This window comes from Kibdelosporangium philippinense (assembly GCF_021390435.2).
GTDB classification, from domain to species: domain Bacteria; phylum Actinomycetota; class Actinomycetes; order Mycobacteriales; family Pseudonocardiaceae; genus Kibdelosporangium; species Kibdelosporangium philippinense.
Map to the genome: position 1 here is coordinate 1,751,107 of NZ_JAJVCN010000001.1, position 24,544 is coordinate 1,775,650.

Annotated in this window: 25 protein-coding genes; 12 read left to right on the forward strand and 13 right to left on the reverse strand. The window is 65.2% G+C overall.

All coding sequences use genetic code 11. From position 1 onward, the window contains the following. Positions 1–44: 44 nt before the first annotated feature. Both LWC34_RS08095 and LWC34_RS08100 read left to right on the forward strand, forming a co-directional pair. On the forward strand, positions 45–1,832 hold the full coding sequence (locus LWC34_RS08095; protein WP_233724296.1) for a PPC domain-containing protein: 1,788 nt from the start codon (positions 45–47) through the stop codon (positions 1,830–1,832). Continuing rightward, positions 1,792–1,944: a hypothetical protein gene (locus LWC34_RS08100; protein WP_233724298.1), complete on the forward strand. Its 153-nt coding sequence runs from the start codon at positions 1,792–1,794 to the stop codon at positions 1,942–1,944. Before LWC34_RS08095 ends, LWC34_RS08100 begins: the two co-directional genes overlap by 41 nt. On the opposite strand, the gene LWC34_RS08105 is transcribed toward LWC34_RS08100, so the two are convergent. Then, positions 1,941–2,405, reverse strand: a complete 465-nt coding sequence (locus LWC34_RS08105; RefSeq protein WP_233724300.1) for an Lrp/AsnC family transcriptional regulator — start codon at positions 2,403–2,405, stop codon at positions 1,941–1,943. The genes LWC34_RS08100 and LWC34_RS08105 overlap by 4 nt on opposite strands. A gap of 156 nt (positions 2,406–2,561) precedes the next feature. Here LWC34_RS08105 and LWC34_RS08110 point away from each other — a divergent pair, with 156 nt between their 5' ends. The 3 genes from LWC34_RS08110 (at position 2,562) to LWC34_RS08120 (ending at position 8,060) form a co-directional block, all read left to right on the forward strand. Continuing rightward, positions 2,562–5,936: an indolepyruvate ferredoxin oxidoreductase family protein gene (locus LWC34_RS08110; RefSeq protein ID WP_233724302.1), complete on the forward strand. Its 3,375-nt coding sequence runs from the start codon at positions 2,562–2,564 to the stop codon at positions 5,934–5,936. Between the two features lie 51 nt (positions 5,937–5,987). Beyond that, positions 5,988–7,457 carry a long-chain-fatty-acid--CoA ligase gene (locus LWC34_RS08115; protein WP_233724304.1) on the forward strand — a complete coding sequence of 490 codons (1,470 nt, stop codon included), beginning with the start codon at positions 5,988–5,990 and terminating at the stop codon, positions 7,455–7,457. A gap of 72 nt (positions 7,458–7,529) precedes the next feature. Next, on the forward strand, positions 7,530–8,060 hold the full coding sequence (locus LWC34_RS08120) for a DUF4287 domain-containing protein (protein WP_233724306.1): 531 nt from the start codon (positions 7,530–7,532) through the stop codon (positions 8,058–8,060). 25 nt (positions 8,061–8,085) lie between these two features. Here the strand turns inward: LWC34_RS08120 and LWC34_RS08125 are convergent, their stop codons facing one another. The 7 genes from LWC34_RS08125 to LWC34_RS08155 form a co-directional block, all read right to left on the reverse strand. After that, complete coding sequence (locus LWC34_RS08125) at positions 8,086–9,216, reverse strand: S8 family peptidase (RefSeq protein ID WP_250109436.1); 1,131 nt, start codon at positions 9,214–9,216, stop codon at positions 8,086–8,088. A gap of 30 nt (positions 9,217–9,246) precedes the next feature. After that, complete coding sequence (locus tag LWC34_RS08130; RefSeq protein ID WP_233724309.1) at positions 9,247–10,455, reverse strand: MDR family MFS transporter; 1,209 nt, start codon at positions 10,453–10,455, stop codon at positions 9,247–9,249. Beyond that, positions 10,407–11,486: a PLP-dependent cysteine synthase family protein gene (locus LWC34_RS08135; protein ID WP_233724311.1), complete on the reverse strand. Its 1,080-nt coding sequence runs from the start codon at positions 11,484–11,486 to the stop codon at positions 10,407–10,409. The genes LWC34_RS08130 and LWC34_RS08135 overlap by 49 nt, the downstream gene beginning before the upstream one ends. A 92-nt stretch (positions 11,487–11,578) precedes the next feature. Next, a complete protein-coding gene (locus tag LWC34_RS08140) occupies positions 11,579–11,902 on the reverse strand; it encodes a hypothetical protein (RefSeq protein WP_233724313.1) in 324 nt (107 codons plus the stop codon). A gap of 43 nt (positions 11,903–11,945) precedes the next feature. Further along, entirely contained in the window at positions 11,946–12,551 is a 606-nt protein-coding gene (locus tag LWC34_RS08145) for a response regulator transcription factor (RefSeq protein ID WP_233724315.1), read from the reverse strand. Continuing rightward, on the reverse strand, positions 12,548–13,669 hold the full coding sequence (locus tag LWC34_RS08150; RefSeq protein ID WP_233724317.1) for a sensor histidine kinase: 1,122 nt from the start codon (positions 13,667–13,669) through the stop codon (positions 12,548–12,550). Before LWC34_RS08150 ends, LWC34_RS08145 begins: the two co-directional genes overlap by 4 nt. Positions 13,670–13,879: 210 nt before the next feature. After that, complete coding sequence (locus tag LWC34_RS08155) at positions 13,880–14,695, reverse strand: LysR family transcriptional regulator (protein ID WP_233724319.1); 816 nt, start codon at positions 14,693–14,695, stop codon at positions 13,880–13,882. Positions 14,696–14,770: 75 nt separating this feature from the next. Here LWC34_RS08155 and LWC34_RS08160 point away from each other — a divergent pair, with 75 nt between their 5' ends. After that, a complete protein-coding gene (locus tag LWC34_RS08160; RefSeq protein WP_233724321.1) occupies positions 14,771–15,445 on the forward strand; it encodes a CTP synthase C-terminal region-related (seleno)protein in 675 nt (224 codons plus the stop codon). After that, positions 15,442–16,644, forward strand: a complete 1,203-nt coding sequence (locus LWC34_RS08165; protein ID WP_233724323.1) for an MFS transporter — start codon at positions 15,442–15,444, stop codon at positions 16,642–16,644. The genes LWC34_RS08160 and LWC34_RS08165 overlap by 4 nt, the downstream gene beginning before the upstream one ends. Here LWC34_RS08165 and LWC34_RS08170 read toward each other — a convergent pair. Both LWC34_RS08170 and LWC34_RS08175 read right to left on the reverse strand, forming a co-directional pair. Beyond that, complete coding sequence (locus LWC34_RS08170) at positions 16,622–16,936, reverse strand: ArsR/SmtB family transcription factor (protein WP_233724328.1); 315 nt, start codon at positions 16,934–16,936, stop codon at positions 16,622–16,624. The genes LWC34_RS08165 and LWC34_RS08170 overlap by 23 nt on opposite strands. A gap of 12 nt (positions 16,937–16,948) precedes the next feature. Further along, positions 16,949–17,374: an SRPBCC family protein gene (locus LWC34_RS08175; protein WP_233724330.1), complete on the reverse strand. Its 426-nt coding sequence runs from the start codon at positions 17,372–17,374 to the stop codon at positions 16,949–16,951. A gap of 158 nt (positions 17,375–17,532) precedes the next feature. Here LWC34_RS08175 and LWC34_RS08180 point away from each other — a divergent pair, with 158 nt between their 5' ends. The 4 genes from LWC34_RS08180 (at position 17,533) to LWC34_RS08195 (ending at position 20,235) form a co-directional block, all read left to right on the forward strand. After that, a complete protein-coding gene (locus LWC34_RS08180) occupies positions 17,533–18,141 on the forward strand; it encodes a TetR/AcrR family transcriptional regulator (RefSeq protein ID WP_233724331.1) in 609 nt (202 codons plus the stop codon). Between the two features lie 153 nt (positions 18,142–18,294). Continuing rightward, positions 18,295–18,780 (forward strand): response regulator transcription factor, encoded by a 486-nt coding sequence (locus LWC34_RS08185; RefSeq protein ID WP_233724332.1) that lies wholly within the window; start codon positions 18,295–18,297, stop codon positions 18,778–18,780. A gap of 10 nt (positions 18,781–18,790) precedes the next feature. Next, positions 18,791–19,309, forward strand: a complete 519-nt coding sequence (locus tag LWC34_RS08190; RefSeq protein ID WP_233724334.1) for a gamma carbonic anhydrase family protein — start codon at positions 18,791–18,793, stop codon at positions 19,307–19,309. Positions 19,310–19,383: 74 nt separating this feature from the next. Further along, entirely contained in the window at positions 19,384–20,235 is an 852-nt protein-coding gene (locus tag LWC34_RS08195; RefSeq protein WP_233722595.1) for an IS5 family transposase, read from the forward strand. An 18-nt stretch (positions 20,236–20,253) separates the two neighbouring features. On the opposite strand, the gene LWC34_RS08200 is transcribed toward LWC34_RS08195, so the two are convergent. The 3 genes from LWC34_RS08200 to LWC34_RS08210 form a co-directional block, all read right to left on the reverse strand. Beyond that, positions 20,254–21,114 carry an alpha/beta fold hydrolase gene (locus LWC34_RS08200; RefSeq protein ID WP_233724336.1) on the reverse strand — a complete coding sequence of 287 codons (861 nt, stop codon included), beginning with the start codon at positions 21,112–21,114 and terminating at the stop codon, positions 20,254–20,256. Positions 21,115–21,167: 53 nt separating this feature from the next. Next, the gene (locus LWC34_RS08205) at positions 21,168–22,388 is read right to left on the reverse strand and encodes a glycosyltransferase 87 family protein (protein WP_233724338.1); all 1,221 of its coding nucleotides are present in this window, start codon (positions 22,386–22,388) and stop codon (positions 21,168–21,170) included. Between the two features lie 188 nt (positions 22,389–22,576). After that, the gene (locus LWC34_RS08210; RefSeq protein ID WP_233724345.1) at positions 22,577–23,239 is read right to left on the reverse strand and encodes a winged helix-turn-helix transcriptional regulator; all 663 of its coding nucleotides are present in this window, start codon (positions 23,237–23,239) and stop codon (positions 22,577–22,579) included. Between the two features lie 101 nt (positions 23,240–23,340). On the opposite strand from LWC34_RS08210, the gene LWC34_RS08215 reads away from it, so the two are divergent. Further along, on the forward strand, positions 23,341–24,489 hold the full coding sequence (locus LWC34_RS08215; RefSeq protein WP_233724346.1) for an acyl-CoA dehydrogenase family protein: 1,149 nt from the start codon (positions 23,341–23,343) through the stop codon (positions 24,487–24,489). Positions 24,490–24,544: the final 55 nt, after the last annotated feature.

Sequence of the window (24,544 nt, forward strand, 5' to 3'; positions counted from 1 at the left end):
GTGATCTCGATATACCCGCCCGGGGATCTACTGGGAGGTCAACCTTGCGAAGAAGTGTGGTTGTCGTTGCCGTGGCCACAATGGTCTCGGCTGGGGGAGTGGCATTGGCTGGCCCGGCGTCCGCTCAGGACATTGCCGAGGCCAAAGCGCGCCAATTGGCTGCAGGCGTACAGATCGTGCCGAAGGGATCGCACGCTTCTGGCATCGACCCGCTGCTGGCGTATCTACCGGACTTGTCCAATGTGGACATCGCGGGCGCGCGGCGGGCGCGTGTTGCCGAGCAGGCGGCGTTGCGGGGCCGGTCGCCGCAGGCAAAGCGTTACACCGAAAGGGAACCGGTCGGCGTGCGTGGTCGTAACGACACGGACGCGACCGCTGATTTCCTGTTCGGTTTCGGCTCGGCCGCGTACGAGAAGTTCTTGCTTTCCGGGAACCTTGTTCCGGATTCCGAGACGAAGACGTTGCCTCCGTTCGCTGAGGACAATGGTTCGATCGCGCTGGCGCCCGCGGTCGGTATGGGCCGCCGGATCCGGACCAGCGGCGTGATCGGCGACGGGCCACACGGCAGCGGCGGCGACAAGAAGGGGGACTACGACTTCTACAAGGTGTCCGGCCTCAGCTCGGTCACCATCGATGTCGACACGCCCAACAGCGACCTCGACTCGGTGGTCGCGGTCTACAACGCGGCCGGGACGCAGATCGCGACCAATGACGACCAGGGCCCGGACAGCTCCGACAGCCTGGTGACCGTGCCGCTGTCCACGCCCGGTGACTATTACATCCTGGTCAGCGGTTTCGGCGAGAACGGCACCACGTTCCCGCAGAACCCGTCTGACTCGGGCAGCGGCCTGGGCACGGGTTCGGAGGGCGCGTACACCGTCACGTTGTCCGGCCCGGAGACCTACGACAAGGACGTTTACTCGTTCGTCTTGCGCGCTGGTGACGTGATTGGGGCGGCCGTCACGGGCGGCGCGACGCGTCTTGAGGTGCACGACTTCACAGGGCGTGAGGTATTCGGTTCGTCGCAGGACTTCACCATGCTGCACCCGGCGAACTCACCGTTGCCCCGTGGTGGCAACGCGGTCGTCGACTTCGTCGCGCCGACGGCAGGCAAGTACACGCTGCACGTGCGCAACGGGGAAGGGTCATACGAGGCCGCGATCGAGGCGTACCGGCCGGGGCCTGAGACGAAGCCGCGCGGCACCGTCCAGACGCTCTTCCTGGACTTCGACGGCGCCCAGATCGACGTTGGGATCTTCAACGCCGGAGCGACCGGTGTGCGCACTTTGTCCCCGTTCTCGACCTTCCTCAAAGGCTGGGGTTTGACTCCGGCAGACGAGAACGTCCTTATCGACCGGATCATCGACGTCGTCAGGGAGAACATCGAGAAGGATCTCGCGCAGAAGTCGACCAACCGGAACTTCGGCGTCCGGATCCTCAACAGCCGGGACCACGCCGATCCGTTCGGCCAGCCGAACGTGAGCAGGCTGATCATCGGTGGCTCGATCGCCGAATCGGGCATCCCGACCGTGGGTATCGCGCAGTCGATCGACCCCGGCAACCTCGGCACCGAGGAATCCGCGCTGCTGCTGCTTGACGTGCTGAGCGGCCCCACCGGGCGGACTTCGCTGAACACGTACCTGACCTCGGCAAGCGACAAGATCAAGTTCGTCGCGCAGGGCGTCGGCAACATCGCCGCGCACGAGGTCGGGCACTTCATCGGCAGCTGGCACGTCGACCAGTTCAACGAGGTCGCCGGGCTGATGGACCAGGGCGGCAACCCCCACGCTGATGTTCGGCGTCGGCCCGGACAAGATCGGCGGCACCGCTGACGACGTCGATGTCGACTTCGTCGAGGACGTGCTGAACCCGAACGAGGGCTTCAGCGGGTTCGAGGACACCCTCAACCGCAGCGGCTGGGGCCTGTCCCGAGGCCGTGGCTAGCCGCGGCTCGGCCAGTTCTGCTGGTCACGGGACCAGGCGTCGAGCACGATCAGCGTCTTGGTCCCGGTGACCCGGTGGCTGCGGCGGATCTCGTCGATCCGTTCCTGCAGGTGCGCGAGGTCCCGGACGCGTAGCCAGATCAGCGCGTCCGGGTCGCCCGCGATGGTGAACACCGCCTGCGTTTCCGGCATGGCGGTCGTTGTCTGGACGATCTCGGCCACATTCGTCGTGCCCGAGAAGCGGAGTTCGGTGAAGGCCTCGATTCCCCAGCCGAGCTTGGCGTGATCAACTTGCACTGTGTACCCGAGGATCACGCCCGATTCCTGCATCCGGTCGATCCGGCGCTTGACCGCCGCGATGGACAGCGAGACCCTGCCTGCGATGTCCGACAACGTCCGGCGCGCGTCCTGCCGCAGCAGCGCCAAGATCTCGTGGTCGGTCGGGTCAAGCTCGACATCCATGAGCGGTGACTGTACGCGGCGCGCAAAAAGTGTGCGCGGTATCGCAATGCGGCCCCGGGTTTTTTGCGTCTTTGTGGCGCCAGGGTGCCAGGGTTGTTGCGCCACGCACGGAGTCGCTGTGTGGTGTGCGCAACACGCGTGCCAGGGAGGCCAGGCATGACCTTCACTCTCGAAGACCGCTATGTCCGGGAAACCGGGACCGCTTATCTCACTGGGATCCAGGCCCTGGTGCGGGTTCTGCTCGACCGGATCCGGCACGACCGTGCCGCGGGCCGGACGACCGCAGCCTTCGTCTCGGGCTACGAAGGGTCGCCGCTCGGCGGGTTCGACCTGGAACTGGGGCGCCGCAAGAAGCTGCTGGACACGTACGGCATCGTGCACAAGCCGGGGCTGAACGAAGAGCTGGGCGCGACGGCCGTGATGGGCAGCCAGCTGGCCGCGAGCACGGGCACGCAACGACCCGACGGCATCGTGGGCATGTGGTATGGCAAGGCGCCCGGCTTGGACCGCGCCTCCGACGCCTTGCGGCACGCCAACCTCGCGGGCACCGACCCGCGTGGAGGAGCGGTCGCTTTGGTCGGTGACGACCCCAATGCGAAGTCCTCCACCGTGCCGAACGCATCCGAGCTCGCCCTCGCCGACCTGGAAATCCCGGTTTTCTTCCCGTCCGACTCACAGGACCTGCTCGAATACGGCCTGCACGCGGTCGAAATGTCCCGAGCGAGCGGTCTGTGGACGTCGATGAAGGTCGTCGCGAATGTCGCCGACGCCGCAGGAACCGTTGTCCTGCCACACGGCTGGGCCGCGCCCGAGCTGCCTGCCAACGCGTACAAGCATGTCCCGTCCGCGCGCCTGCTCGGTCAGCAGCAGACTGCCTTGGAGCGCAGCTTCTTCGACACGCGTATCCCGCTGGCCATGGAGTACGTCCGCGTCAGCGGCGTGAACCAGATCGTCGAACGCGGCACGACCGACATCGGAGTGATCACCTCAGGTAAGTCCTATTTGGACGTACAACAGGCCTTGCGTGCGTTGGGCATGTCCGGCCGGGTGCGTGTGCTCAAGCTGGGCGTGATCCACCCGGTCGAGCCGGAGATCGTCAAACAGTTCGCCAACGGGCTGAGCGAGATCGTCGTGGTCGAGGAAAAGCGGGCGTTCGTCGAGACGGCCGTGAAGAACATCCTCTACGGCATGCCGGACGCGCCGAGGGTGCACGGCAAGCAGGACCCAGAAGGCCGGACTTTGCTGGCACAGTCGGGAGAACTGAGCCCCGAGCAGATCGCGGGCGCGTTCGCCAAGCGGCTCCAGGGTTTCGAGCCTGTACGTGCGTGGCAGCAGCGACGCAAGCGCGAACGGATCTCCGTGCCCTTGCTGGCCAGGACGCCGTACTTCTGCTCGGGCTGCCCGCACAACTCTTCGACGAAGGTGCCGGAAGGCACCCTGGTCGGTGCCGGGATCGGTTGCCACACCATGGCTTTGTTCATGGAACCCGACCAGGTCGGCAACGTTCTCGGCGTGACCCAGATGGGCGGCGAGGGCGTGATGTGGATCGGCATGAGCCCATTCGTCGACTCGACGCACCTCGTGCAGAACATCGGCGACGGCACGTTCACGCACTCCGGCAGCCTCGCCGTGCGCGCAGCCGTTGCCGCTGGCGCGAACATCACCTTCAAACTCCTGCACAACTCCACCGTGGCGATGACCGGTGGCCAGCAGGCGGTCGGCGCGCTGCCGATCGAGAAGATCGCGGCGATGATGCTCGTCGAGGGCGTCCGCAAGATCATCATCACTAGTGACGAGCCCGACCGCGTCCGCAAACTGGCGCTGCCACGCGGGGTCGAAGTCCGCCACCGCGACGAAATGCTGAGCAGCCAGGAGGATCTGGCCGCGGTCGGTGGCGTGACCATGCTCATCCACGACCAGGAGTGCGCGGCCGAGAAGCGTCGCAAGCGGCGTCGCGGCAAGGTGCCGACGCCTGCGACCAAGGTCGTGATCAACGAACGCGTCTGCGAGGGCTGCGGCGACTGCGGCGCGAAGTCCAACTGCCTGTCGGTCCAGCCGGTCGCCACCGAATTCGGCCGCAAAACCCGGATCCACCAGTCGTCCTGCAACGTCGACTACTCGTGCCTGTCCGGCGACTGCCCATCGTTCCTCACGGTCGTCCCAGGTCAGCGGCCCGAACACCGCGAACTGCCCGACATCGCGGCCGGCGAACTGCCTGAGCCGGTCCTGACCAGCGAAGACTTCACGGTACGGATCACCGGTATCGGCGGGACCGGCGTGGTGACCGTGTCCCAGATCCTCGGCACGGCGGCAGCGATCGACGGCAAGCACGTCCGCACCCTCGACCAGATCGGCCTCGCGCAGAAGGGCGGCGCGGTCGTCTCCGACGTCAAGGTCACGGCCGAACGCGTTGAGCAAGCGGCGAAACTGGCCTCCGGCGAAGCGGATCTCTACCTGTCGTGCGACGCCCTGGTCGGCGCAGACCCGACGCACCTCGGCGCGGCGGATTCTGAGCGGACGACCGCGGTCGTATCGACCACGGAAGTGCCGACCGCAGCGATGGTTGTGGACACGAGTGTGTCCTATCCGGACTCCCACGACGTCCGCTCGGTGATCGACTCGGCATCGCGCCGCACGGTCTACCTCGACGCACGCGGCCTGTCCGAGGCGTTGTTCGACGACGACCAATACGCCAACATCCTCCAGGTCGGCGCGGCATTCCAGACCGGCGCGATGGCATTGTCCGCGGACGCCATCGAGCAAGCGATCCGGCTCAACGGCACGGCCGTCGAACGTAACCTGCAGGCCTTCCGGCGCGGCCGTCAAGTCGTTGCCTCCCCCGATGTCCTCGCCTCGCTTCTTGCTCCGCCGGTGGTTGAGGCCCCGCTGCACCCGTCGACCGAGCGGATCGCCGGGATCGTCAAAGCTGACGGCGAATTGGCCAGGCTGGTTCGGCTGCGTGTCTCGGAACTCATTGCCTACCAAGACGAGCGCTACGCGACCGAGTACGCGACCTTCGTCGAGCAGATCCGCGCGACGAGTCCGATCGAGGTCGCCGAAGCCGTCGCCCGCAACCTGTACAAGCTGATGGCCTACAAGGACGAGTACGAAGTCGCCCGGCTTTCGCTCGACCTGTCCGGTGTCGAAGAGCAGTTCGGCAAGGGCGCCAAGGTTTCCTACCGGCTGCACCCGCCGGTCCTGCGTGCGATGGGAATGAAGCGCAAGATCAGCCTCGGCCGCTGGTTCCGCCCGGCGTTCCGGCTGCTGACCGGAATGCGCAAGCTGCGCGGCACCAAGCTCGACGTGTTCGGTTACGCCCATGTCCGCAAGGTCGAACGTGAGCTGATCAGCGAATACCGCGACGCCGTTCGCCACGCCAACCCGGCCGTACAGCTGGAATTGGCCGAGCTGCCGGACATGGTTCGCGGTTACGAGCACATCAAGCTCGACAACGTCGCCGCCTACCGGGAACGGATGACCGAGCTGCTCACCGCCCCCGCGGTGGAAAGCCCGGTGGGCTCGGCCGCTTAATGGCATCTATTCGCACACCTGGCTGACATCACTTGGGCGTATAACAAATGTGTGATTTCGGACTTGGTGGGGAAATGGGCCGCAGCCGATCCAGACCGAGTCGCCGTGCGGTTCGACGGCGGCACAACGACTTGGGGTGAACTGGACGAACGGATCCGGCGCAACGCCAACGGTCAATTGAAAGCCGGGCTGCGGCCTGGTGACCGGGTGGCGTTCCTTGACAAGAACCACCCGGCCTGCCTGGAGACCACGTTCGCGTGCGCGCAGATCGGCACGGTCAACGCCGCCGTCAATTTCCGCCTGGCGCCGGAGGAACTGGCGTACGTCATCAACGAATCGCAGGCGCGCCTGTTGTTCGTCGGCCCGGAGTTCCTGCCGGTCGTCGACCAGCTCGACCTCCCGAAGGTCGAGCGGATCATCGTCGACTACGAGGATTTCCTTGCCGATGACGGGGAAATCAGCCACGAGCCAGCCGCCGGCGACACCTTTCTGCAGCTTTACACGTCCGGTACCACGGGCTATCCCAAGGGCGTCATGCTGACCCACCGCGCCATGACCGCCCATTCACGCAACACGAACGCTCTCGGCTTCACCCGTGACTCGAAAGTCATGGTCCCGATGCCGTTGTTCCACGCTGGTGGGATCAGCTGGGCGCTCGGTGCGTTGTGGGCAGGCGCGGAGATCACGATCATCCGCGAGGTTGTGCCGTCGGCGATGGTCGAGCAGTTCCGGCACGTGACGCACACCTTCCTGGTGCCGGCGGTGATCGGCTTCCTGCTGGACGTGCCCGGCGAGATCACCGGCATCAAGAACATCGCATACGGCGGTTCGCCGATCCCCACTCCGTTGCTGCGCAAGGCTTTGGAGCGATTCCCGGTCGACTTCTACCAGATCTACGGGATGACCGAGGCATGCGGGATGTTCTGCCTGCTCGGCCCCGAAGATCACCATCAGCCCTCGCTCCAGTCGTCCGGCGGGCGCCCGGTTGACGGCGTCGAGCTGCGCATTGTCGATCCGGTGAGCGGCGAGCCCGTTCCGGTTGGGGAGCTTGGCCAGATCCAGGTCCGGACCGAGCAGGTGATGGCCGGGTACTGGCAGCATCCCGCGGAGACAGCCGCGACTCTGGTTGACGGGTGGTTGAACACCGGCGACGCCGGGCGGGTCAACGCCGAGGGGTACGTGTTCGTCGAGGACCGGGTCAAGGACATGATCATTTCCGGTGGCGAGAACATCTATCCGGCCGAGATCGAACGCGTACTCGGTGGCCATCCCGCGGTCAAGGAAGTCGCCGTGATCGGCGTGCCGGATGACAAGTGGGGCGAGACCGTGAAGGCGATTGTGGTGGCTGACGGCGACCTGGATCCCGCCGCGCTGATCGCGTACAGCCGCTCGCGTCTCGCCGGGTACAAGGCTCCGACCAGCGTGGACTTCGTCGAGGAGCTGCCACGCAACGCCACCGGCAAGATCCTCAAACGCAGCCTGCGCGCGCCCTACTGGGCGAACCGGGAACGGTCAGTCTGAAAAAGTTTGGGAGATGATGTCGAGAACGCCGTGCCGGGTTCTACGTCTCGGGTGACACCCGAGGAGGACATGATGAACAAGCAGGTCAACCGCCCATCCGTGGACGCCGTCCGGACCGCGACCGGCCGTGAATGGGACGAGTGGAACGCCGAGCTGGACGCCTGGGACGCGACCGGACGCAGCCACAAGGAGATCGTGGCCTGGCTGATGGGCGAACGAGGTGTCGGCAGCTGGTGGGCGCAGTCGATCACGGTTGCCTACGAGCAGGCACGCGGGCTCCGTGCACCGGGAAGCGGACGGGATGGCCTGTTCACAATCAGCGCGAGCAAGACCGTCGACGTCCCAGTCGACGAACTGTACAAGGCCTTTATGGACACCGCAGGCGAGGAATTGCGTGTGCGCACTTCGCAGCCCGGTCGATCCGCGCGCTTCGACTGGCAGGACGGCCGGACACGCGTCAACGTCGGGTTCACGGCCAAAGGGCCGAACAAGAGCGTTGTGGCGCTGGCACATGAGCGGCTGGAGAGCCCTGAGGAAGCCGAGCGGATGAAGGCGATGTGGCGCAACCGCCTCACCTCTCTCGTGAGTGGTTATGCGGGTTAGAACACGTCTAACCACTCACGAGCTTCTACTGCGGCAACGTGTAAAGCAGGCGGTTCGGGGTGGTTGGCCGCAGGCCGCAGATTTTGTCCTTGGTGGAGTTGGCGATCAGCGCTGCTTCCACCTGAGCCGGTGTCGCGGTGGGGTGGGTCGCCAGGTACAGGCCCGCCCCGCCGACCGCGTGTGGCGTGGAGAACGAGGTCCCGGTCAGCGTATTCGTTGCGGTGTCTGAGGAATTCCAGATGCCAGTGATGTTCACGCCGGGTGCGTGCAAGTCGATCAGCGGCCCGTAGTTCGACGCGCTGTGCACGCAGTCGTTGGCGTTCGTCGCCGCGGTCGTGATCGCTTCCTTCACCCTCGCCGGTGAGAAGTTGCCCGCGTCGCTGCCGGAACTTCCCGCTGCCACACCGTAAGTCACACCGGACGCGATGGATCGGCGCACGGCGTCGTCGAGTGCCTGGTTGGCGGCGCCACCGAGGCTCATGTTGGCCACGGCGGGTTTCTTGGCATTGCGGGTGATCCAGTCGAGGCCCGCGATCACGGTCGACATGCTGCCCGAACCGTTGCCGCCGAGCACCTTCACCGGCACGACAGTGATCTTCTTGGCCACGCCGAACCTCGTGCCGCCGATAATTCCGGCGATGAACGTGCCGTGTCCGTTGTCGTCGTTGGGATTTCCGTCGTTCTCAACGAGATCGACACCCGGTGCGACCCGACCGGCCAGATCCGAGTGCGTGCGCCGGACGCCGGTGTCGAGGACGTACGCGTGCACGTTCGCCGCTTCGGTCACCCACCGGTATTTGCCGTCCAAAGGCAGGTTTCGTTGGTCGATGCGGTCGAGGTTCCACGTCGGGTCGAGCTGCTCGCCGAACGCGTGGACTTCGGAGTCCGGCACCACGTAGGACACTGACTTGTCGGTTGACAGGCTGCGCAGCTGGGATTTGGTCAACGCGGCCGAAAAACCGTTCAGCACACTGTGGTACGTGTGCGTGACGTCAAACCGGCTGGCCAGTGTGTCGACCTGGCCGGTCTGGTTGAGCACCACGATGTAGCGGTGCGCCGGTTCAGCAGTCGCCTGAACCGGCGCGACCAACGTGAGTGCCAAGGCGGCAATTGCCGTGCGCTTACCGAATCCCATAGTCGACGTGTAGTCGCTCACAAGGAGTTGGGCAAGGTTCACCAATTGCCACTAGCTGACGGTTACAAAGGTACGACTGCGCTCCAAGGCGACCAGGCCGAGCACGCAAACACCGCCGATGACGAGCAATCCGATCCACCCGGTGGTTGGCGAAAGATCGAAAACGGTGCCAGCGAACAGGTTTCCGAGCATGATCCCGACGCCGACAATGGTGTTATAGAAACCGTAATGGGTGGCAACCAAGCGATTGCCCGAGAGTCGGACGATCGTGTCCATCTCGAACGGGAACACCACAGCCGTGCCCAACGCGAGCAACGCCGACGACACCAGCAACGCCGCATCGCCAGGAACAAGCAACGGCGGCAGAAACGCGGACGTCAGCACGGCCGCGCCGATCGCGATCGACCGGCCGGGACCCCACCGATTCCGGAACCACGCCGTAATCCGCAACTGTCCAGCGATCGCAACCACGGCCGACACCACGAACAACGCCATGACCAGGCTCTGCGAGCTGGCCTGCAACGGCAGAGCCAGATACACCTGGAACGACAGCACATTCGAGCCGACCATGACCAACGCGAACCACAGGAACGGCCGGTTGCTCACGACAGTCCGCCAATCGCCCAGCATGGTCCGCCGCTCGGTCTCGGCGGCATGACTGGGCAACGCGCGTAGCTGCAATACGGTCAACATGGCGAAGACCGCGGCCGCGACAAGGCACGTCAGCCGGAAGTCCACAGTGGTCAACGCGAGCCCCACGAGCGGGCCTAGCAAAATCCCGCCCTGATAGAACACGTTGAACAACGCAAACGCTTCCACCCGGCGCTCGCCCGCGTCCGCCGCGAGATACGCCCGGACCGCCGGATTGAACAACGCTCCGGCGAATCCAGTCGCCGCGGAGGCAATGATCAACGCGGGCAACGAGTTCACCACGCCGAGCAATGCGAACCCGGCCGTCCTGAGCAGACATCCAGCCACGATCAGCGGCTTGTACCCGAACCGGTCCGCCAGCGTGCCGCCTAGCAGGAACATGCCCTGCTGGGAGAAGTTGCGGACGCCGAGGACGAGCCCGATCGCCCAACCAGCCAGGCCGAGCGGCCCGGCGAGGTAACCCGCGAGATAGGGCATCAGCATGTAGAAGCCGACGTTGATGGTGAACTGGTTGACCATCAACAGCTTGCTTGGCCGGTCGAACGACCGGAACTGCCGGATCACCGGGCACCAGCCAGCGGATCCGTGACAGTCGCGCACCTCGTCCATCGCTCGACAACCCGGTCCTGGGGACTGTCGATGATGTCCGGTTCGGCCGGTTTGGTGTCCAACAGGCCGTGTTGCACGCAGAACTCGTCGTTGTAGACCGTGTCGAAGTACCTATGTGGACCGTCGGGGAAGACAGCAGCGATGCGGGTCTCCGGCGAGCTTTTCTTTGCCAGCCAACCGGAAACGAGCGCGACCGCGCCGACACTCCAGCCACCGCTGGCGTGATGGGTGGACGCGAGCTTGCGGCACATCCACACGGCTTCGGCAGGCGCGACCCAATGTACCTCGTCGAAAGCCGCGTAGTCCACATTGCTCGGATAGATGCTGGACCCAAGGCCGCGCATCAGCCGGGTGCTCGCGGGCTGGCCGAAGATGGTCGAGCCAATCGTGTCGACGCCAACCAAGCGCATGTGCGGGCAGAATTGTCTGAGCACACGGGCGATCCCGGCGGAGTGACCGCCAGTGCCGACCGAGCACACGAGCACGTCCACCCGGCCAAGCTGAGCGACGAGTTCCATGGCCAACGACGCGTACGCGGCCACATTGTCGGGGTTGTTGTACTGATCTGGGCACCACGACCCGGGGTTGGCGCGCATGACCTTCTCGACGCGGTCACGGCGGGCTTGCTGCCAGCCGCCGGTCGGGTGCGGGTCTTCAACCAGCTCGACGTGGGCGCCGTATGCCGTGAGCAATCGGCGCACGATCGGCTCCATGCCCGGGTCGGTGACCAGAGTGACCGGGTGCTGGTAGACGGTCGCGGCCAGCGCGAGGCCGAGGCCAAGCGTGCCGCTGGTCGATTCGACGATCATGGCTCCTGGCTTCAGGTCGCCGCGCTCAGTGGCCTTCTCGACCATGTGCAGCGCGGGCCGATCCTTCATGCCGCCGGGGTTGTTGCCCTCGAGTTTCGCCCAGTAGCCACGACCGTCCTCGCTGACCCACAGCACCGGCGTGTTGCCGACGGCGGTGGCAGGGGAGTGGCAGTTCGCGGCGGGCACCAGCATTTGGGCAGGCGTGTATAGCACGGTATTCATGAGGCTGTCTGTCTCACAACGTTTAGGTGGGGTAGGAGGGTCTGTCGTGAGTGTTTTTGCTGGTTAGAACCGGCAAAAACACTCACGACCCCTCAGGTCCGCGCTATGGACAGATCAATGAGGACAGTGCGGCCGGTCCTGCTGCGCGGTTGGGCAACGCGGACAGGTGCGACGGCGGTCGCCAGATGCTCGGGCTCGACCGAGACCGGTGCCGTGACCGGTATCGGGGCTACTGTTGTTGGGACGGCGGCGAAATAGTCATGCGAGTGCGGTTCCGTCTCATGGTGACAGTGACCGTCGAGAGTGGACACGACACCTGTCGACTCGGGATGGTCTTCCGTGTGCGGTGCGCAGGAAGCGATCACGAGCCACAGGAACGGCAGCAGTAGGAGAATGGCCAACCGTCGTGTCCTCATCGTGATCAACGGTACCAGCACGCACCCGATCAGTCACACACGGTCAGAGCCACCCATGCTCGTGAGCAGTACGGATCGCCTCAGCCCTGGTGGACACGCCAAGCTTGTGGATCACCGCGGCGATGTAGTTGCGGACCGTCCCGTTGGACAAGTGGGTCTGCTTGGCGATCACGGCGACAGGAGTGTCGAACTCGGCGAGCCGGAGAACCTCCAGTTCCCGAGGTGTCAGCGGGCACTCGGGAGCGGTCAGCGCGTCCGCGGCGAGCGACGGATCGACATAGCGATCGCCGCCGTGAACCCGCCTGATCACGTCGGCCAACGTGCCACCAGGTGATCCTTTACGCACGAAGCCCTTGGCGCCCGCGGAAAGAGCTTGTTTCAGGTGCTGTGGCCTGCCGTGCCCGGTCAGGATGACCACCGCGCAGTCCGGCATGGCTTTGGTCAGTTCCGCGGCGGCTTCGATACCGTCGAGGGTGGGCATTTCAAGATCGATCACGGCCACGTCCGGCTTGTGCGCCAAGGCGGCCTCGACGGCTTTCCGGCCGTCGGACGCGTGACCGACCACTTCGAGATCCGGCTCCAAGTTCAGCAATGCGGCCAATGCCGTGCGGATCAGGTCCTCGTCGTCGGCGAGCAGTACCCGGATCACGGCTTTATCGAAGCTTCCAGCGTGAACACGCCGTTCTCCTGGCGCGTGCGCAGCCTGCCGCCGGTTTCGGCCAGCCGGTCGGCAAGCCCCGCGAGCCCGGAGCTGTGCGGATCGGGTGCCACGTCGCGGGCGCCGTCGTTCGCCACGGTCATCCGCACCTCCTCGCCTTCGCGTGTCACGTCGATCCTGCACCACTTGGCTTTGCTGTGCCGCAGCATGTTCGTGCTGGCCTCCCTTAGGACCGCAGCGAGCCGCGTGGCGATGACCTCAGGCAACTCGTCGGGCGGTTGCGTGACCGTGCACCGCACGCCCGACGACTGCAGTACCTCGGCAATCGCTTCCAGCTGTTTGCCCAGGTCAACAGCGCGGTAACCGTGCACGGCAGCTCGAAGGTTGGCCAGTGCCTTGACCGCCAGCTGCTGCACTTCGGCCGCTTCACGCGCGGCGTCTCCCTGTGCGAGCCGTGCCGCCAGTTCTGCTTTGAGCGTGATCAGCGACAAGTCATGTCCCAGCACGTCGTGCACGTCACGTGCGAACCGCAGCCGCTCCTCGCTCGCGGCGAGCTGAGCCTGCGCTTCGCGGCCTTTACGGGCCTGCAGCAGCATGTCCCAGAGCCACAGGTGCGCCACGCTCATCGCGATCACGGCCGCCGCGACGCTGGCCACGATCACCAGCGCCGGGATCAGCCGGTCAGCCAGCAGCCCAGCGGCCACGAAGACACCAAGGGACACGGCAATCGCAGGGATTCGGCCGACTTTGAGCATCGGCAGCGACCCGATGATCGAGCCGCCGATCCACGCCCACGTCTCCCACCGACCGCCCCCAACGGGAGCCGCGAGGGGCAGCGTCAACACCGACGCGATCCCGAAGGCGAGCAGTAAACGCCTGCGGGCGCCCTCGGGCAACCATGGCGTGACGGTCGCGTAGAGCGCGCCCGCCTGCGTGGCCGCGAACGCCAGCACACTGATGATTCCGAGCACGATCCAGAGCGGACGTTGGTCACGCAGTATCCCGATGCCCGGCATGATCAGGCTGGTCAGCACGGTCACCGCCAGCGAGCCCAGCGTCACCGCCCTGGCCCGGCGCAGCATCGGTTCCACCGGCAAGATGCTATTCATACCTTCAGCCTGACGAAGCACATGCACAAAACCGATGTGCGGATGTCACCAATCACCCATGCCCAACCGCCCCCACCGCCGTGTCCACCGTTCCGGCACACCGTGTCCACCGTTCCGGCACACCGTGTCCACCGTTCCGGCACACCGTGTCCACCGTTGCTGCACCACGAAATCCCCGCCGGTGCTCGCCGGGGTGCAGGAATGTGTATTTCAGTGTGTCGGAATGGTGGACACGCCGGAGGAGGGGATGGATATCAGTTCGACGCGGTGTACTAGACGCGTGATGGGCACTGCGGGCAAACCATCAACCATGGGCTGTGGCAACAGAATCAGGCCATGACCGGCGGCAGCCATCTGCAGTAGCCCGGGGACGTGCGTTCCTTCGTAGCGTAGGGCTGCGCGGAAACCATCCGTGCCGCTTGCACTACGCAGCTGTGCCAACGGAATCGCGGACTCAGGCGCGTCGATCCATTGCGCGTCAGCCAGATCCGCCAGGTTGATCCGTTTACGGCGAGCCAATGGGTGATCGTGCGGAAACACCACGACCAACGGCCGTTCCGCAACGCCCACAGTGGCCATTGGCGCGACATCCGGAAGGTTCAACGGATCGCTGGGCGCCGCGATCCCGTCGACAAGGCCGAGATCGAGCGTCCCCTGCGCGACACCCGTCACGACCTCGGCGCGCGGCAGTACCCGGACGTGGTTCGCGGCGACGATGTCGGCCATGAACGCCAGTGGCGACAAGCCCACGACGAGCCTGTCCGGTGGTGCCTGGACCATTTTGGTGATTTCCGCCCTGGCAGCGTCCAGTCGCAACAGGATCGGTCCGGCGTGCTCCAGCAGCCGCTGCCCCTCAGGCGTCGGCACGACCGGGCGCCGATTGACCAGCGAAGTCCCCAAATCGGCCTCCAACGCGGCGATGTGTTGCGAGACAGCGGACTGGGTGTAGCCGAGCTCGCTGGCGGCGCGGGAGAAGGAGCCGCAGCGGGCGACGGCCACGAACGTCCTCAACAGGTGCGGATCCACGTGTATAAGTATCTCTGATACTCGGTGCAGGGATCATCGTTGGTGCTGAACTCGCTTGCGGGTGAGGATGACGGCATGACAGCACGACTCGCGTTGGTGGGGGACCGGTCCGCGGCGGTCCGCGCGCACACCAGGATTCCGTTGCTCCTGCCAGACCTGGACCTGGACGCCTACTGGATCCCGACCGAGGACGTCGACGAAAGCCTCGCCGGGTTCGACGCCATCTGGCTGGTGCCGGGCAGCCCGTACCGCAGCGAAGCAGGCGCCTTGCGGGCCGTACGAATCGCCCGTGAACAGCGCATTCCCTTCCTCGGAACTTGCGGCGGTCTGCAACACGCGCTGCTGGAGTTCGCCCGCGATGTGTGCGGGTTGGACGTACACCATGCCGAAAACGACCCGAATGCCGACGACCTGTTGATCGTCGCATTGACATGTTCGTTGGTCGGCCACGAAGGCGCGGTCACGGTAGTCCCGGATTCGTTGGCGCACAGGATTCTCGGCGCTGGCCGGACTGTCGAGCGGTATCACTGCGGCTACGGCCTGAGCGAGAAGTACTTGCAGCAGCTGCAATCGCACGGCCTGCGTGTGACGGGAACGGATGAAGCGGGACAGCTGCGGATCGTCGAACTCGACGACCACCCGTTCTTCCTGGCCACGCTCTTCCAACCGGAATTGGCCGAGAGACAACCACATCCGATTGTGCGGATGTTTGCCACAGCAGCGCAGGAGCGTGCCACTGTAGTCAGGTGACGACCCTTCCGGCGAAGCGTTCTGTCCTGCGAGACACCAAATTCCTCCGCCTGTGGCTGGCGACCACCGCGTCCGCCGTCGCGACCTGGGCGTTGCCGTTCATTCTCGGCCTGGCCGTGCTCGAACGGACGCTGACCGTGCCTGGTCTCGGCGTTGTGCTCGCGGCACGAATTGTCGGATTCCTGGTGGCCGTGCCAATTGGCGGCGTGCTCGCTGACCGGTATTCACGTCGGCTCATCGTGTTCTGGGCTGGAGTTCTGTCGCTGGTGAGCACGCCTTTGCTGGCGTACGGCTGGTTGCCGGTGATGGTGGCGGCTGCCGCGTTGCTGGGCGCAGGTCAGGGGGCGTGCAGGCCCGCCTTCCAGGCGTTTACGGCCGATGTCGTGGACTCCGAGCAGCGGCAGCAGGCGAACGCGGCGATGACTTTTGCCGTACGTGTCTCGACCCTTGTCGCGCCTGGACTGACCGCGCTGCTTGCCACCGTGGCGAGCACTTCCGGGATATTGCTGGGAACCTGCGCGCTGTGGTTGATCGTCGTGCTCGTCCCGCCTGGCGGAACGAGCCAGGTCACCCGCGAACGTGCCAAGTTCCACCGGGAATTCCTTGACGGTCTGCGGGAAGCGCGCAGGCACCCATGGTTTCTGGCCGGACTTGGCGCGTTGACCCTCACGGCCGCTGTGGGGCAATCCTCGATCGCCGTCGCGTTGCCGTTGGTCAGCCGTGACCGCTATGGCACGGAAGCCGTTCTGGCCGCCGCGACGACCGCGTACTCGGTTGGTGCACTGGTCGGGGCGTTGATCATGGCCCGGTGGCGGCCACGAAACCAGGGCTGGGCAGCGTTCGGCGGGCTCGCGCTGTTCGGGCTCGCGCCGCTGAGCATGCTGTTTCCGGTGCACCCGGTGGTGATCGTGGCCGCCTTCGTCGCGGTCGGGATCGGCATCGAACTGTTCAACGTGCCGTGGTTCACCGCGACGCAACGGGAAGTCGAGCCTGCCAAGCTGGCTCGTGTGTCCTCATTGGACTTCATGGTGTCGTACGGGCTCGCGCCGATCGGCCTTGCCTTGTTCGCGCCCGCGATCAACGCTTTCGGGCTGAGCGCCGTCCTTGCCGCGTGCGCCGCGATGTGTGTGCTGGCACCGGCATTGGCCGCCGTGGTGCCCAGTTCAAGGCACCTGGCTAGGACTCCGCGATCCGCTTGATGGTCTGCAGTCGACGGTCCCATTCGGCCGCGAGGCCAGCCATCCAGTTCGCGGTCTCGGCCAGCCGGTCGGACTTGACCGAGTAGCGGACTTCCCGGCCGTGCCGTCCGCCGTCGACAAGGCCCGCCTGTTGCAGGACGGACAAGTGTTTGACGATCGCCTGCCTGGTCACCGGGACGTCGGCGGCCAGTGTGGTCGCGGTGGCTTCACCGCGGGCGACGAGGGCGTCGAGCAGGCGCCGACGGGTTGGATCCGCTAGCGCCGCCAGCACCTCGTCGACACCGTTGGTCATCATCCGCTCCCGTCACGCCTCGACGTAGGTACGCAGTTCGTCGAGTTCGATACGCCATCCTTCCGTGTTGTCCTTGTGTGACTGCTCCTGATCCCGGTCCAGCGTGGTGAAACCGCTCTCGACCACGCGCAACCGCGTGCCACCGCCGTCTTCGGACAGCGTGAACTCGACCAGCGTCTGGTTGCCTGGCGCGGGTTCGGTGTCCGCGGGACGGGCCCACCAGTAGGAGAACCGGTGCGGCGGCTCGACGGTTTCGACCTTGCCGCGGAAGCGTCCGTGTGCGTCCCAGCCGAACACGATCGCGCCGCCCGGCCGCAGGTCGACCTCGGCATCGTCGCCGAACCACTCCTTGATGTGCTTGTCCTCGGTCAACGCGGCCCACACCTTGTCGACGGGTGCGGCGATGGTGATGTCGCGCTGGATGGTGTCGGAAACCATGAGTCCCTCCCAGGTTCGTCGTGCAACCCGATGGTTGCACATCCAGTCAGTAATGTGCAACCGCTTAGTTGCACCCGCAGGTAGAAGGTCGTGAGTGGTTATGCGCGTTCTAACCCTGCTAACCACTCACGACAGGCCAAAGTGCGTGCACGCAAGATATGGTTTCGGGTGTGAGCGGACTGCGTGAACGCAAGAAGATCGCTACTCGCGAGGCCATCAGCGGCGCGGCATTGCGGCTGGCACTGGAACACGGTCCGGAGAACGTGCGAGTCGATGACATCGCCGAGGCCGCGGGCGTCTCGCCGAGGACGTACAACAACTACTTTTCCAGCCGCGAGCAGGCGATCGTCGCGGCCATCGGCGCCGAACGAGCCCACCGGGTCGCGGACGCACTGCTGGCAAGGCCCGCTTCCGAGTCTCTGGCCGAGGCTGTCGTGGCGGCGGTCGCGGAGCAGTACACGAGCGAGCCGACAGGCGACGCGCTCACGTTGATCACCACGGCACCCGCGCTGCGCGAGGAGTTCGTCAAGACGGTCTTGTTGATCGAGTCACCACTGGCGTCCGCTCTCGCGGCGCGGACAGGCAGTGACGACGAACTGGCCACCGAAGTGCTTGCCGCCGCGATCTCGGCCGCAGCGCGAGTGGCTGTTGAACGTTGGGTGACCCGTACGGAATCGGGCCTTGTTGTGGTTCCCGGTGTCCCGCTGGCCGATTTGTTGCGGAATGCGTTGTCGCACTTGGTGCCCGCGATGGATGCGCTTGTTTGACGGCTATGAAGACCGCCCGTTGAACCCCACTCAAAAACACGGCAAGCCACATCGGGCCACTTGAGAAGCCTTGCGAAGCCACACACGCCTGGTTACTCTCGGCCATGGGCGTGCGGAGGGACCTGGTCTCGGGGTGAGAGGTGGGTCGTCTTAGTGGACAACGAAGTTTTCCGGTCGGTCAATGCGATGCCTGGCATGTGCGCGGCGCAGGTCGACGCGCGAGGCGTCGTGGTGACGGCCAGTCAGCAGTTGTACCGGCGACTCGGCTGCCACCCGGATGACCTGCGTGGACGGTACTTCTTGGACGTCGTGCGGCGAGCGGGCCTGCGCGGCGAGACGATCATCGTGATGGTCGCGCCGGAACCGGTGAACCAACCGGAAGCTACTGGGACGCGGACAAAGAAGATGCTGACCAAAATGGACTCGCGAATCCTCGAAGGCGTTGCCGCCGGTGTTTCGACGGCCAAACTCGCGATCATGGTCGATTTGAGTCGCGGTGGCGTCGAGTACCACGTGACGAGTCTGCTCAGGAAACTCAGCGCGCCGAATCGGACTTCCCTTGTGTCAAAGGCTTATGCCGAGGGAATTCTGGAAGCCGGGACGTGGCCGCCGAAGGTGGCGGCCGAGTTCGTGAAGTAAGTTCCGCGGCATGCCGCTGTTCTCGTTCGAAGGCAAGAGCCCACAGGTACATCCGTCGGCTTGGATCGCGCCGACCGCGACTCTGATCGGTGACGTGATCGTCGAGGCCGATGCTTCAGTCTGGTACGGCGCGGTGATCCGCGCGGACTTCGGCCGGATCGTGATCCACGAAGGCGCGAACGTGCAGGACAACGCGGTGATCCACACCGGGCCGAACGGTTGCTCGGTCGGCCGCGGCGCCACGGTCGGGCACCTGTGCCTTGTCCACGACTGCGTGATCGGCGACTACGCCATCGTCGGCAACGGTTCGACCGTGCTGGACGGTTCGCGTGTGGGGGAGCGGGCGATGATCGCCGCCGGATCGACCGTCACTCCGGCCTCGGAGGTGCCTGCCGAGGTGATGGCGATGGGCTCGCCAGCCAAACGTCACATCCCGCTCACCGACAGCGCGCGCGAATGGATCGACACGAATCCCGCGCTGTACCAAGAGCTTGCCCGCCGACATGCGGCGGGCATCGCCGAGGTGTGATGTCTTAGAGGGCATCTGATCTTGGTTGGGGCGATATGTCTGTGTCGGGTGACGGCTGATACCTTGATCAACTTGTGGGGTCCCGGCGTGCGTACCGCAGCGACTTGTCCGATGCTCGCTGGGCGTTGATCGAGCCAACGCTGACGGCGTGGCGTGCTGCCCGGCGTGGGCCGGGAACCGTGATGCGCGTGCATGACTTGCGGGAGATCGTGAACGCGATCCTGTACGTGTGCCGGACCGGGATCGCCTGGGAGTATCTGCCGCACGACTTCCCGCCCTGCAAGACGGTTTATGACTACTACGCCAAGTGGGAAGCCGATGGCACAACGGAAACGCTGCATGACCTGTTGCGTGACCAAGTCCGCGTCGCGAAAGGCCGCGCTGCTGCCCCGACGGCGGCGATCATCGACTCGCAGAGCGTGAAAACCTCCTGCAATGTCAGCGAATCCAGTCAGGGTATCGACGCGGGCAAGAAGATCAAGGGCCGCAAACGGCACATCGCCACCGATGTGCTCGGCCTGCTGCTGGCGGTAATCGTGACCGCGGCGTCGGTGCAGGATTCCGCTGGCGGGCAACAGGTTCTCGATCATCTCGCCGCTGCGCATCCGACCGTGTCGGCGGCATGGGTGGACGGTGGCTACAACAACACAGTCATCCGTCATGGAGCCCAGCGGGGTATCCGGGTTGAGGTCGTCAAACGCCCTTCTGCCAAGGGATTCCACGTGTTGCCCCGGCGGTGGGTAGTGGAGCGCAGTCTGGGCTGGCTGATGCAACACCGCCGACTCGCGCGCGACTACGAAGCCCTGCCCCAGCGGTCGCGCACGATGGTCCACTGGGCGATGACTAACATAATGAGCCGCACCCTGACCGGGGAATCCACCCAAACCTGGCGAAACGATCCACCCAAAGCAGACATTCTTGCCTAACTAAGATCAGATGCCCTCTTAGAGGACTTCGCGTAGTTTGGCTGCGAAAGCCTCTGGCTGACCGGCGTACCCGAACTCCTCGCCAAGGAATCCACCGTGGTGGCTCGGGAACACGGTCACCTCTTGGCCGAGCAACTCGGCTGTGGCGACCGCGGTTCGTCCAGTGAAGACGTCCTTGGACTCCTCGCCGACCGCGATCACCACACGCGTCGGGGCTGCTGCCAGCGCCTCGACATCGGGCCGGTACTGGACGATCGAGATGGCACGGTCGGACAGCAACGGGTCGTCACGCGTGCCGTCGTCCTCGGTCGGCATGCCGAACTGGGCCGGGTCGGGCGCGGGCTGGGCGAAGTACTCGTCGGTGAACTCGCCTTTCCACGCCGTCATCCCGATGAAGGTCGCCATCCCGGCGCCGAAGCCCTTGGCCTGGTAGGCCTCCAGGTAGCCGTTGAGGGCGCGCTCCGCAGCTTCAGCGTCGGGCAAAACGTGCACCAGCGGCGGCTCGTGCGCGACCAGCGTGACCACGTCGTTCGGGTATTCGGCGACCCACGCGAGCCCGGTCACCGCGCCGCCGCTGCTCGCGAACACCTCGACCGGGCCCGCGCCGAGTTCCTCGACCAGCGCGTGCAGGTCGCTGGCCTGGACCTCCGGCCTGCTGTCGACCCGGCCGTCCTTACGGTTGCTTCGGCCGAGGCCACGCGGGTCGTACGTGATCACCGTGCGATCGGGGAAGTACGAGGCCAATCTCGTGAAGCCGGTCGCGTCCATCGGCTGGCCGATCATGACCAGCAACGGGCGGCCGTCCGCGGTCGGCAGCGGGCCGTGCACGTCGTACGCGAGGTCGACCTCGGCGGTTTCCAGGATTTTCGTCGTAGCCATGCCAGTAGAGACCCTTCAAGTGTGGAGAACTCATCGGGACCCTACGCGGAGATTCAGCTCAGTCCGGACAACTCCGGTGAACTGGTCTTGCCAGGAAAGGCAACAGGCGCGGGCTGTTTGGCAACACGGACGGCGAGAACCACGAGCACCGCGATGGCGAAGATCGGATAGCTGTTGCCAGCGAGCTGCTGCCAGAAGTCCCAGGTCTTCTCACGGTTGGCCGTCGTCGGCCACCACCAGTGCGCTGACAGGGAGAACACGACGAGGCCGCTGATCGCGAGGACCCTCGAATGCCACGCCAGCGCCAGCAGCAGCGGCACACACCAGACCCAGTGGTGCGACCACGAAATCGGCGAGACGAGCAGCATGACCAGGGCGTTGATGCCGACGGCGAGCGCGATCTTGCCGTCCGCGAGCACGTTGCGCATCGCGAACACGCCCAGCACGAGCGCCACGGCACACAATGTCAGCCAGACGATCGTGCGCAGCGGTGGTTCCTCGCCGAGCCGCAGCAAAACCGCCAGAATCGACTGATTTCCGGCATATCCGGCACCGACGCGGTCGCTGCCGAACATCGCGCCTGTCCAGAACGTGACCGAGTTCTCCCACGTGACCAGCGCGCCGATGATGCCGAACGCGATGAACGACAGCACCGAGACGACGGCCGCCCGGAAGTCCTTCCGCAGTAGCAGGATCAGCAGGAACGCCAGCGGCGTCAACTTGATCGCCGCCGCGAGCCCGATCAGCAGACCCCGAGGCCAGCGCGGCTTTGTGACCAGCAGGTCGAGCATGACCAGTGCCATCAGGAAGATGTTGACCTGGCCGAAGAAGATGTGGTCCCTGACCGGCTCGATGAACAGCGCGAACGGCAGGATGACCGCGGTCAGCCACCAGGCATTCGCAGCGCCGAGCGAGCGCAGCACCAGCCCTATCACCAGGGCGACGCAGCCGATCGTCAGCAGCGTCCACAGCGCGCTGACCAGGCCGAACGGCAGCAGGCCGAGCGGCGCGAGGATCGCGGCGGCGAATGGCGGGTACAGGAACGGCAAGCTGATCCCGACCGCCGTCTCCGGCATGCGGCCGTACAGGTCGCCGCCGTCCCACCAGACCTGCAGCCCGATCCGGTACGCGTCGATGTCGATCCGGTAGACGTCGAACGTGAAGCCGTCGTCCGTCCGAGCGGTCAGCATCCAGAGGATGGCGAACAGATTGAGCGCGGTCACCAGCGCGACGCCGAGCGTGGTCGGCCGCGCGGCGGCACGTAGCAGGCTCAACGTCGATCCCCCCGACCGTGAATGCAACTCACCCGTGGCTTCCCGATCCGTGCGGCAACTGTGTAGGTAATAGATGCCGTAGCCCTGCAGAAGGTTGGCTCACGTGAGCATGATCATATTTGCCCACTCGGCCATGGCCAGCGTATCGGATGGCCGTCAAGCACTCTGAGCCCGGGTTTCTCGCCTGGTCAGCCGCTGCGAACGGCCCGCACGATGGGTGCGACCGGGCTGAGCATCAGCCACGTCGGCAGGCCGCGAATGATCCACCGAGCGCCGGTGAGGCCGATCGAGCCGGACTTGACCGCGTCGAACAGGTCGATCTCGCCCTCCCACATGCGGTAGAGAGTGGGCAGGTCAGCCCGAAGAACGGCATCGATGTCGAAGCCAGGCTCGGTGTAGCAGATGGAAGCGTCACCGGGTTCGAGCACGAGCCAGAACTGCTTGCGACGGTCGGTGATGTCGATTTGGATGACGGCGCGTTTAGTCAGTTCGCTCGTGTCGATCCGGCCGTGCATCCACCACATCAGCACCTCGGGGTCGAGTTCGTAAGGCTGCGGGTCGCCGAAAGCGTGCCGCGCGCCCCACTCGCCAAGGCCGAAGACGATCGGCCGAAGGTCAGCGCCTGCCTTGGTCAGCGCGTAACCATCATCCGTTCGTGTGACGAGCCCAGCTTTGTGCAGTTGGCGGAGGCGTTGAGCGAGAAGGGCGCGTGAAATCCCGGGAAGGCCGCGTGCGAGCTCGTTGAACCGAGTGGAACCGATCAGCATGTCGCGCACGATGAGCAACGTCCACCGGTCGCCGAGTAACTCAACGGCGCGGACGATCGGGCAGTACTGGGCGTAGGTCCGCATGTTCATATGTCGTGACCAGGCACGATATCCGTTACGCCGGGTTCAGTTTTAGAACTACCTGAACGCTCTGGACCTTCATACCGTCGTGTGCCATGACGACAATGACGCTTCAGACAGGCACGTACCCGACACCAGTCCGCGACGACGACACCCAGTTCGTCGACCTGGCAACCCGAGCCGGCGCGATCGCCGCGGAACACGCGGCTGCACACGACCGCGACGCGACATTTGTGGCAGAGGCCTACGCGGCAATGCAGGAATACGGCTACCTGGCCCTCGCAGTGCCCAGAGAGTTAGGCGGGTTAGGCGCGACGATCCGCCAAGTCTGCTACGCCCAAGCAGAACTGGCCCGGCATGACGGCGCGACAGCGTTGTCGGCGGCGATGCACAACTACCTGACGTTGATGCAATGCTACCGCCGCCGAATGGGCGCGGGTGACGCCGAGACCGTGTTGCGAAAGGTCGCCGAGGGCATGGTGATCGCCACGAGCGGAGGCTCAGATTGGCTGTGGCCAACAACAGTTGCCATCCCCACGGATGACGGTTACCGGGTGACGGGCCGGAAAGCCTTCTGCAGCCAGGCACCTCGGGCGAACGTGGTCGCCACTTGCGCGGTGCTGCCGGACCAGTCGGAGGTTCTGCACTTCAGCGTGCCATTGGACGCGCCAGGCGTGCGCATCGAGGAAACGTGGGACACGCTGGGGATGCGGGGAACGGCCAGCCATGATGTCGTGATTGAGGACGTTTTCGTACCTGCCTCGAAGATCGCGGGCCGTCGGGCTTACGGCGAGTTCGGGGTGCCGTTGCTGGCTGCGACTGTCCACTTCGCACCTGTGGTCGGGGCCACGTATTTCGGGATCGCGGCTGGGGCCCGAGATTTGGCCGTGTCCAAGGTTTCCGTGGATCGCCGGGCAGCACAGGTCTACCGTCAGGTTGGGTTGATGGATGCCAAGCTGCGTGGGGCGTGGTGGGCTTTGATGGGGTCGATCGACGAGCTTGGCTCGGACTACACGGTGAATCCGCAGACGTTGACGACCGTGATGCTTGCCAAGCGTCAGGCTGTGCTTGAGGCCGTCGAGGTCGTCAACCTGGCGATGGATCTGCTGGGTGGGCGGTCCTTCTTCCGCCGAGCCGGTATGGAACGCGCCTTCCGGGACGTTCGTGCCGGGACTTTCCATCCTTTGAACCCCGAGGTCACGCTGTCCTATGCGGGCAAGGTGGCACTGGGCGACTCAGGGGTCACGGAGTAGCTCAATGCCCTCGTGAGTGGTTACAGATCATGAAAGGCCAGGGTTGATCTTGTCC

Excerpts from the sequence above, each read along its gene's own strand:
- LWC34_RS08175 (WP_233724330.1), bottom strand. The coding sequence starts at position 17,374 with ATGGTTTCCGACACCATCCAGCGCGACATCACCATCGCCGCACCCGTC.
- LWC34_RS08190 (WP_233724334.1), top strand. The coding sequence starts at position 18,791 with ATGCCGCTGTTCTCGTTCGAAGGCAAGAGCCCACAGGTACATCCGTCG.
- LWC34_RS08110 (WP_233724302.1), top strand. The coding sequence starts at position 2,562 with ATGACCTTCACTCTCGAAGACCGCTATGTCCGGGAAACCGGGACCGCT.
- LWC34_RS08170 (WP_233724328.1), bottom strand. The coding sequence starts at position 16,936 with ATGACCAACGGTGTCGACGAGGTGCTGGCGGCGCTAGCGGATCCAACC.
- LWC34_RS08100 (WP_233724298.1), top strand. The coding sequence starts at position 1,792 with ATGTTCGGCGTCGGCCCGGACAAGATCGGCGGCACCGCTGACGACGTC.
- LWC34_RS08210 (WP_233724345.1), bottom strand. The coding sequence starts at position 23,239 with ATGCGGACCTACGCCCAGTACTGCCCGATCGTCCGCGCCGTTGAGTTA.
- LWC34_RS08200 (WP_233724336.1), bottom strand. The coding sequence starts at position 21,114 with ATGGCTACGACGAAAATCCTGGAAACCGCCGAGGTCGACCTCGCGTAC.
- LWC34_RS08150 (WP_233724317.1), bottom strand. The coding sequence starts at position 13,669 with ATGAATAGCATCTTGCCGGTGGAACCGATGCTGCGCCGGGCCAGGGCG.
- LWC34_RS08215 (WP_233724346.1), top strand. The coding sequence starts at position 23,341 with ATGACGCTTCAGACAGGCACGTACCCGACACCAGTCCGCGACGACGAC.
- LWC34_RS08160 (WP_233724321.1), top strand. The coding sequence starts at position 14,771 with ATGACAGCACGACTCGCGTTGGTGGGGGACCGGTCCGCGGCGGTCCGC.
- LWC34_RS08120 (WP_233724306.1), top strand. The coding sequence starts at position 7,530 with ATGAACAAGCAGGTCAACCGCCCATCCGTGGACGCCGTCCGGACCGCG.
- LWC34_RS08105 (WP_233724300.1), bottom strand. The coding sequence starts at position 2,405 with ATGGATGTCGAGCTTGACCCGACCGACCACGAGATCTTGGCGCTGCTG.
- LWC34_RS08140 (WP_233724313.1), bottom strand. The coding sequence starts at position 11,902 with ATGAGGACACGACGGTTGGCCATTCTCCTACTGCTGCCGTTCCTGTGG.
- LWC34_RS08135 (WP_233724311.1), bottom strand. The coding sequence starts at position 11,486 with ATGAATACCGTGCTATACACGCCTGCCCAAATGCTGGTGCCCGCCGCG.
- LWC34_RS08130 (WP_233724309.1), bottom strand. The coding sequence starts at position 10,455 with ATGGACGAGGTGCGCGACTGTCACGGATCCGCTGGCTGGTGCCCGGTG.
- LWC34_RS08180 (WP_233724331.1), top strand. The coding sequence starts at position 17,533 with ATGGTTTCGGGTGTGAGCGGACTGCGTGAACGCAAGAAGATCGCTACT.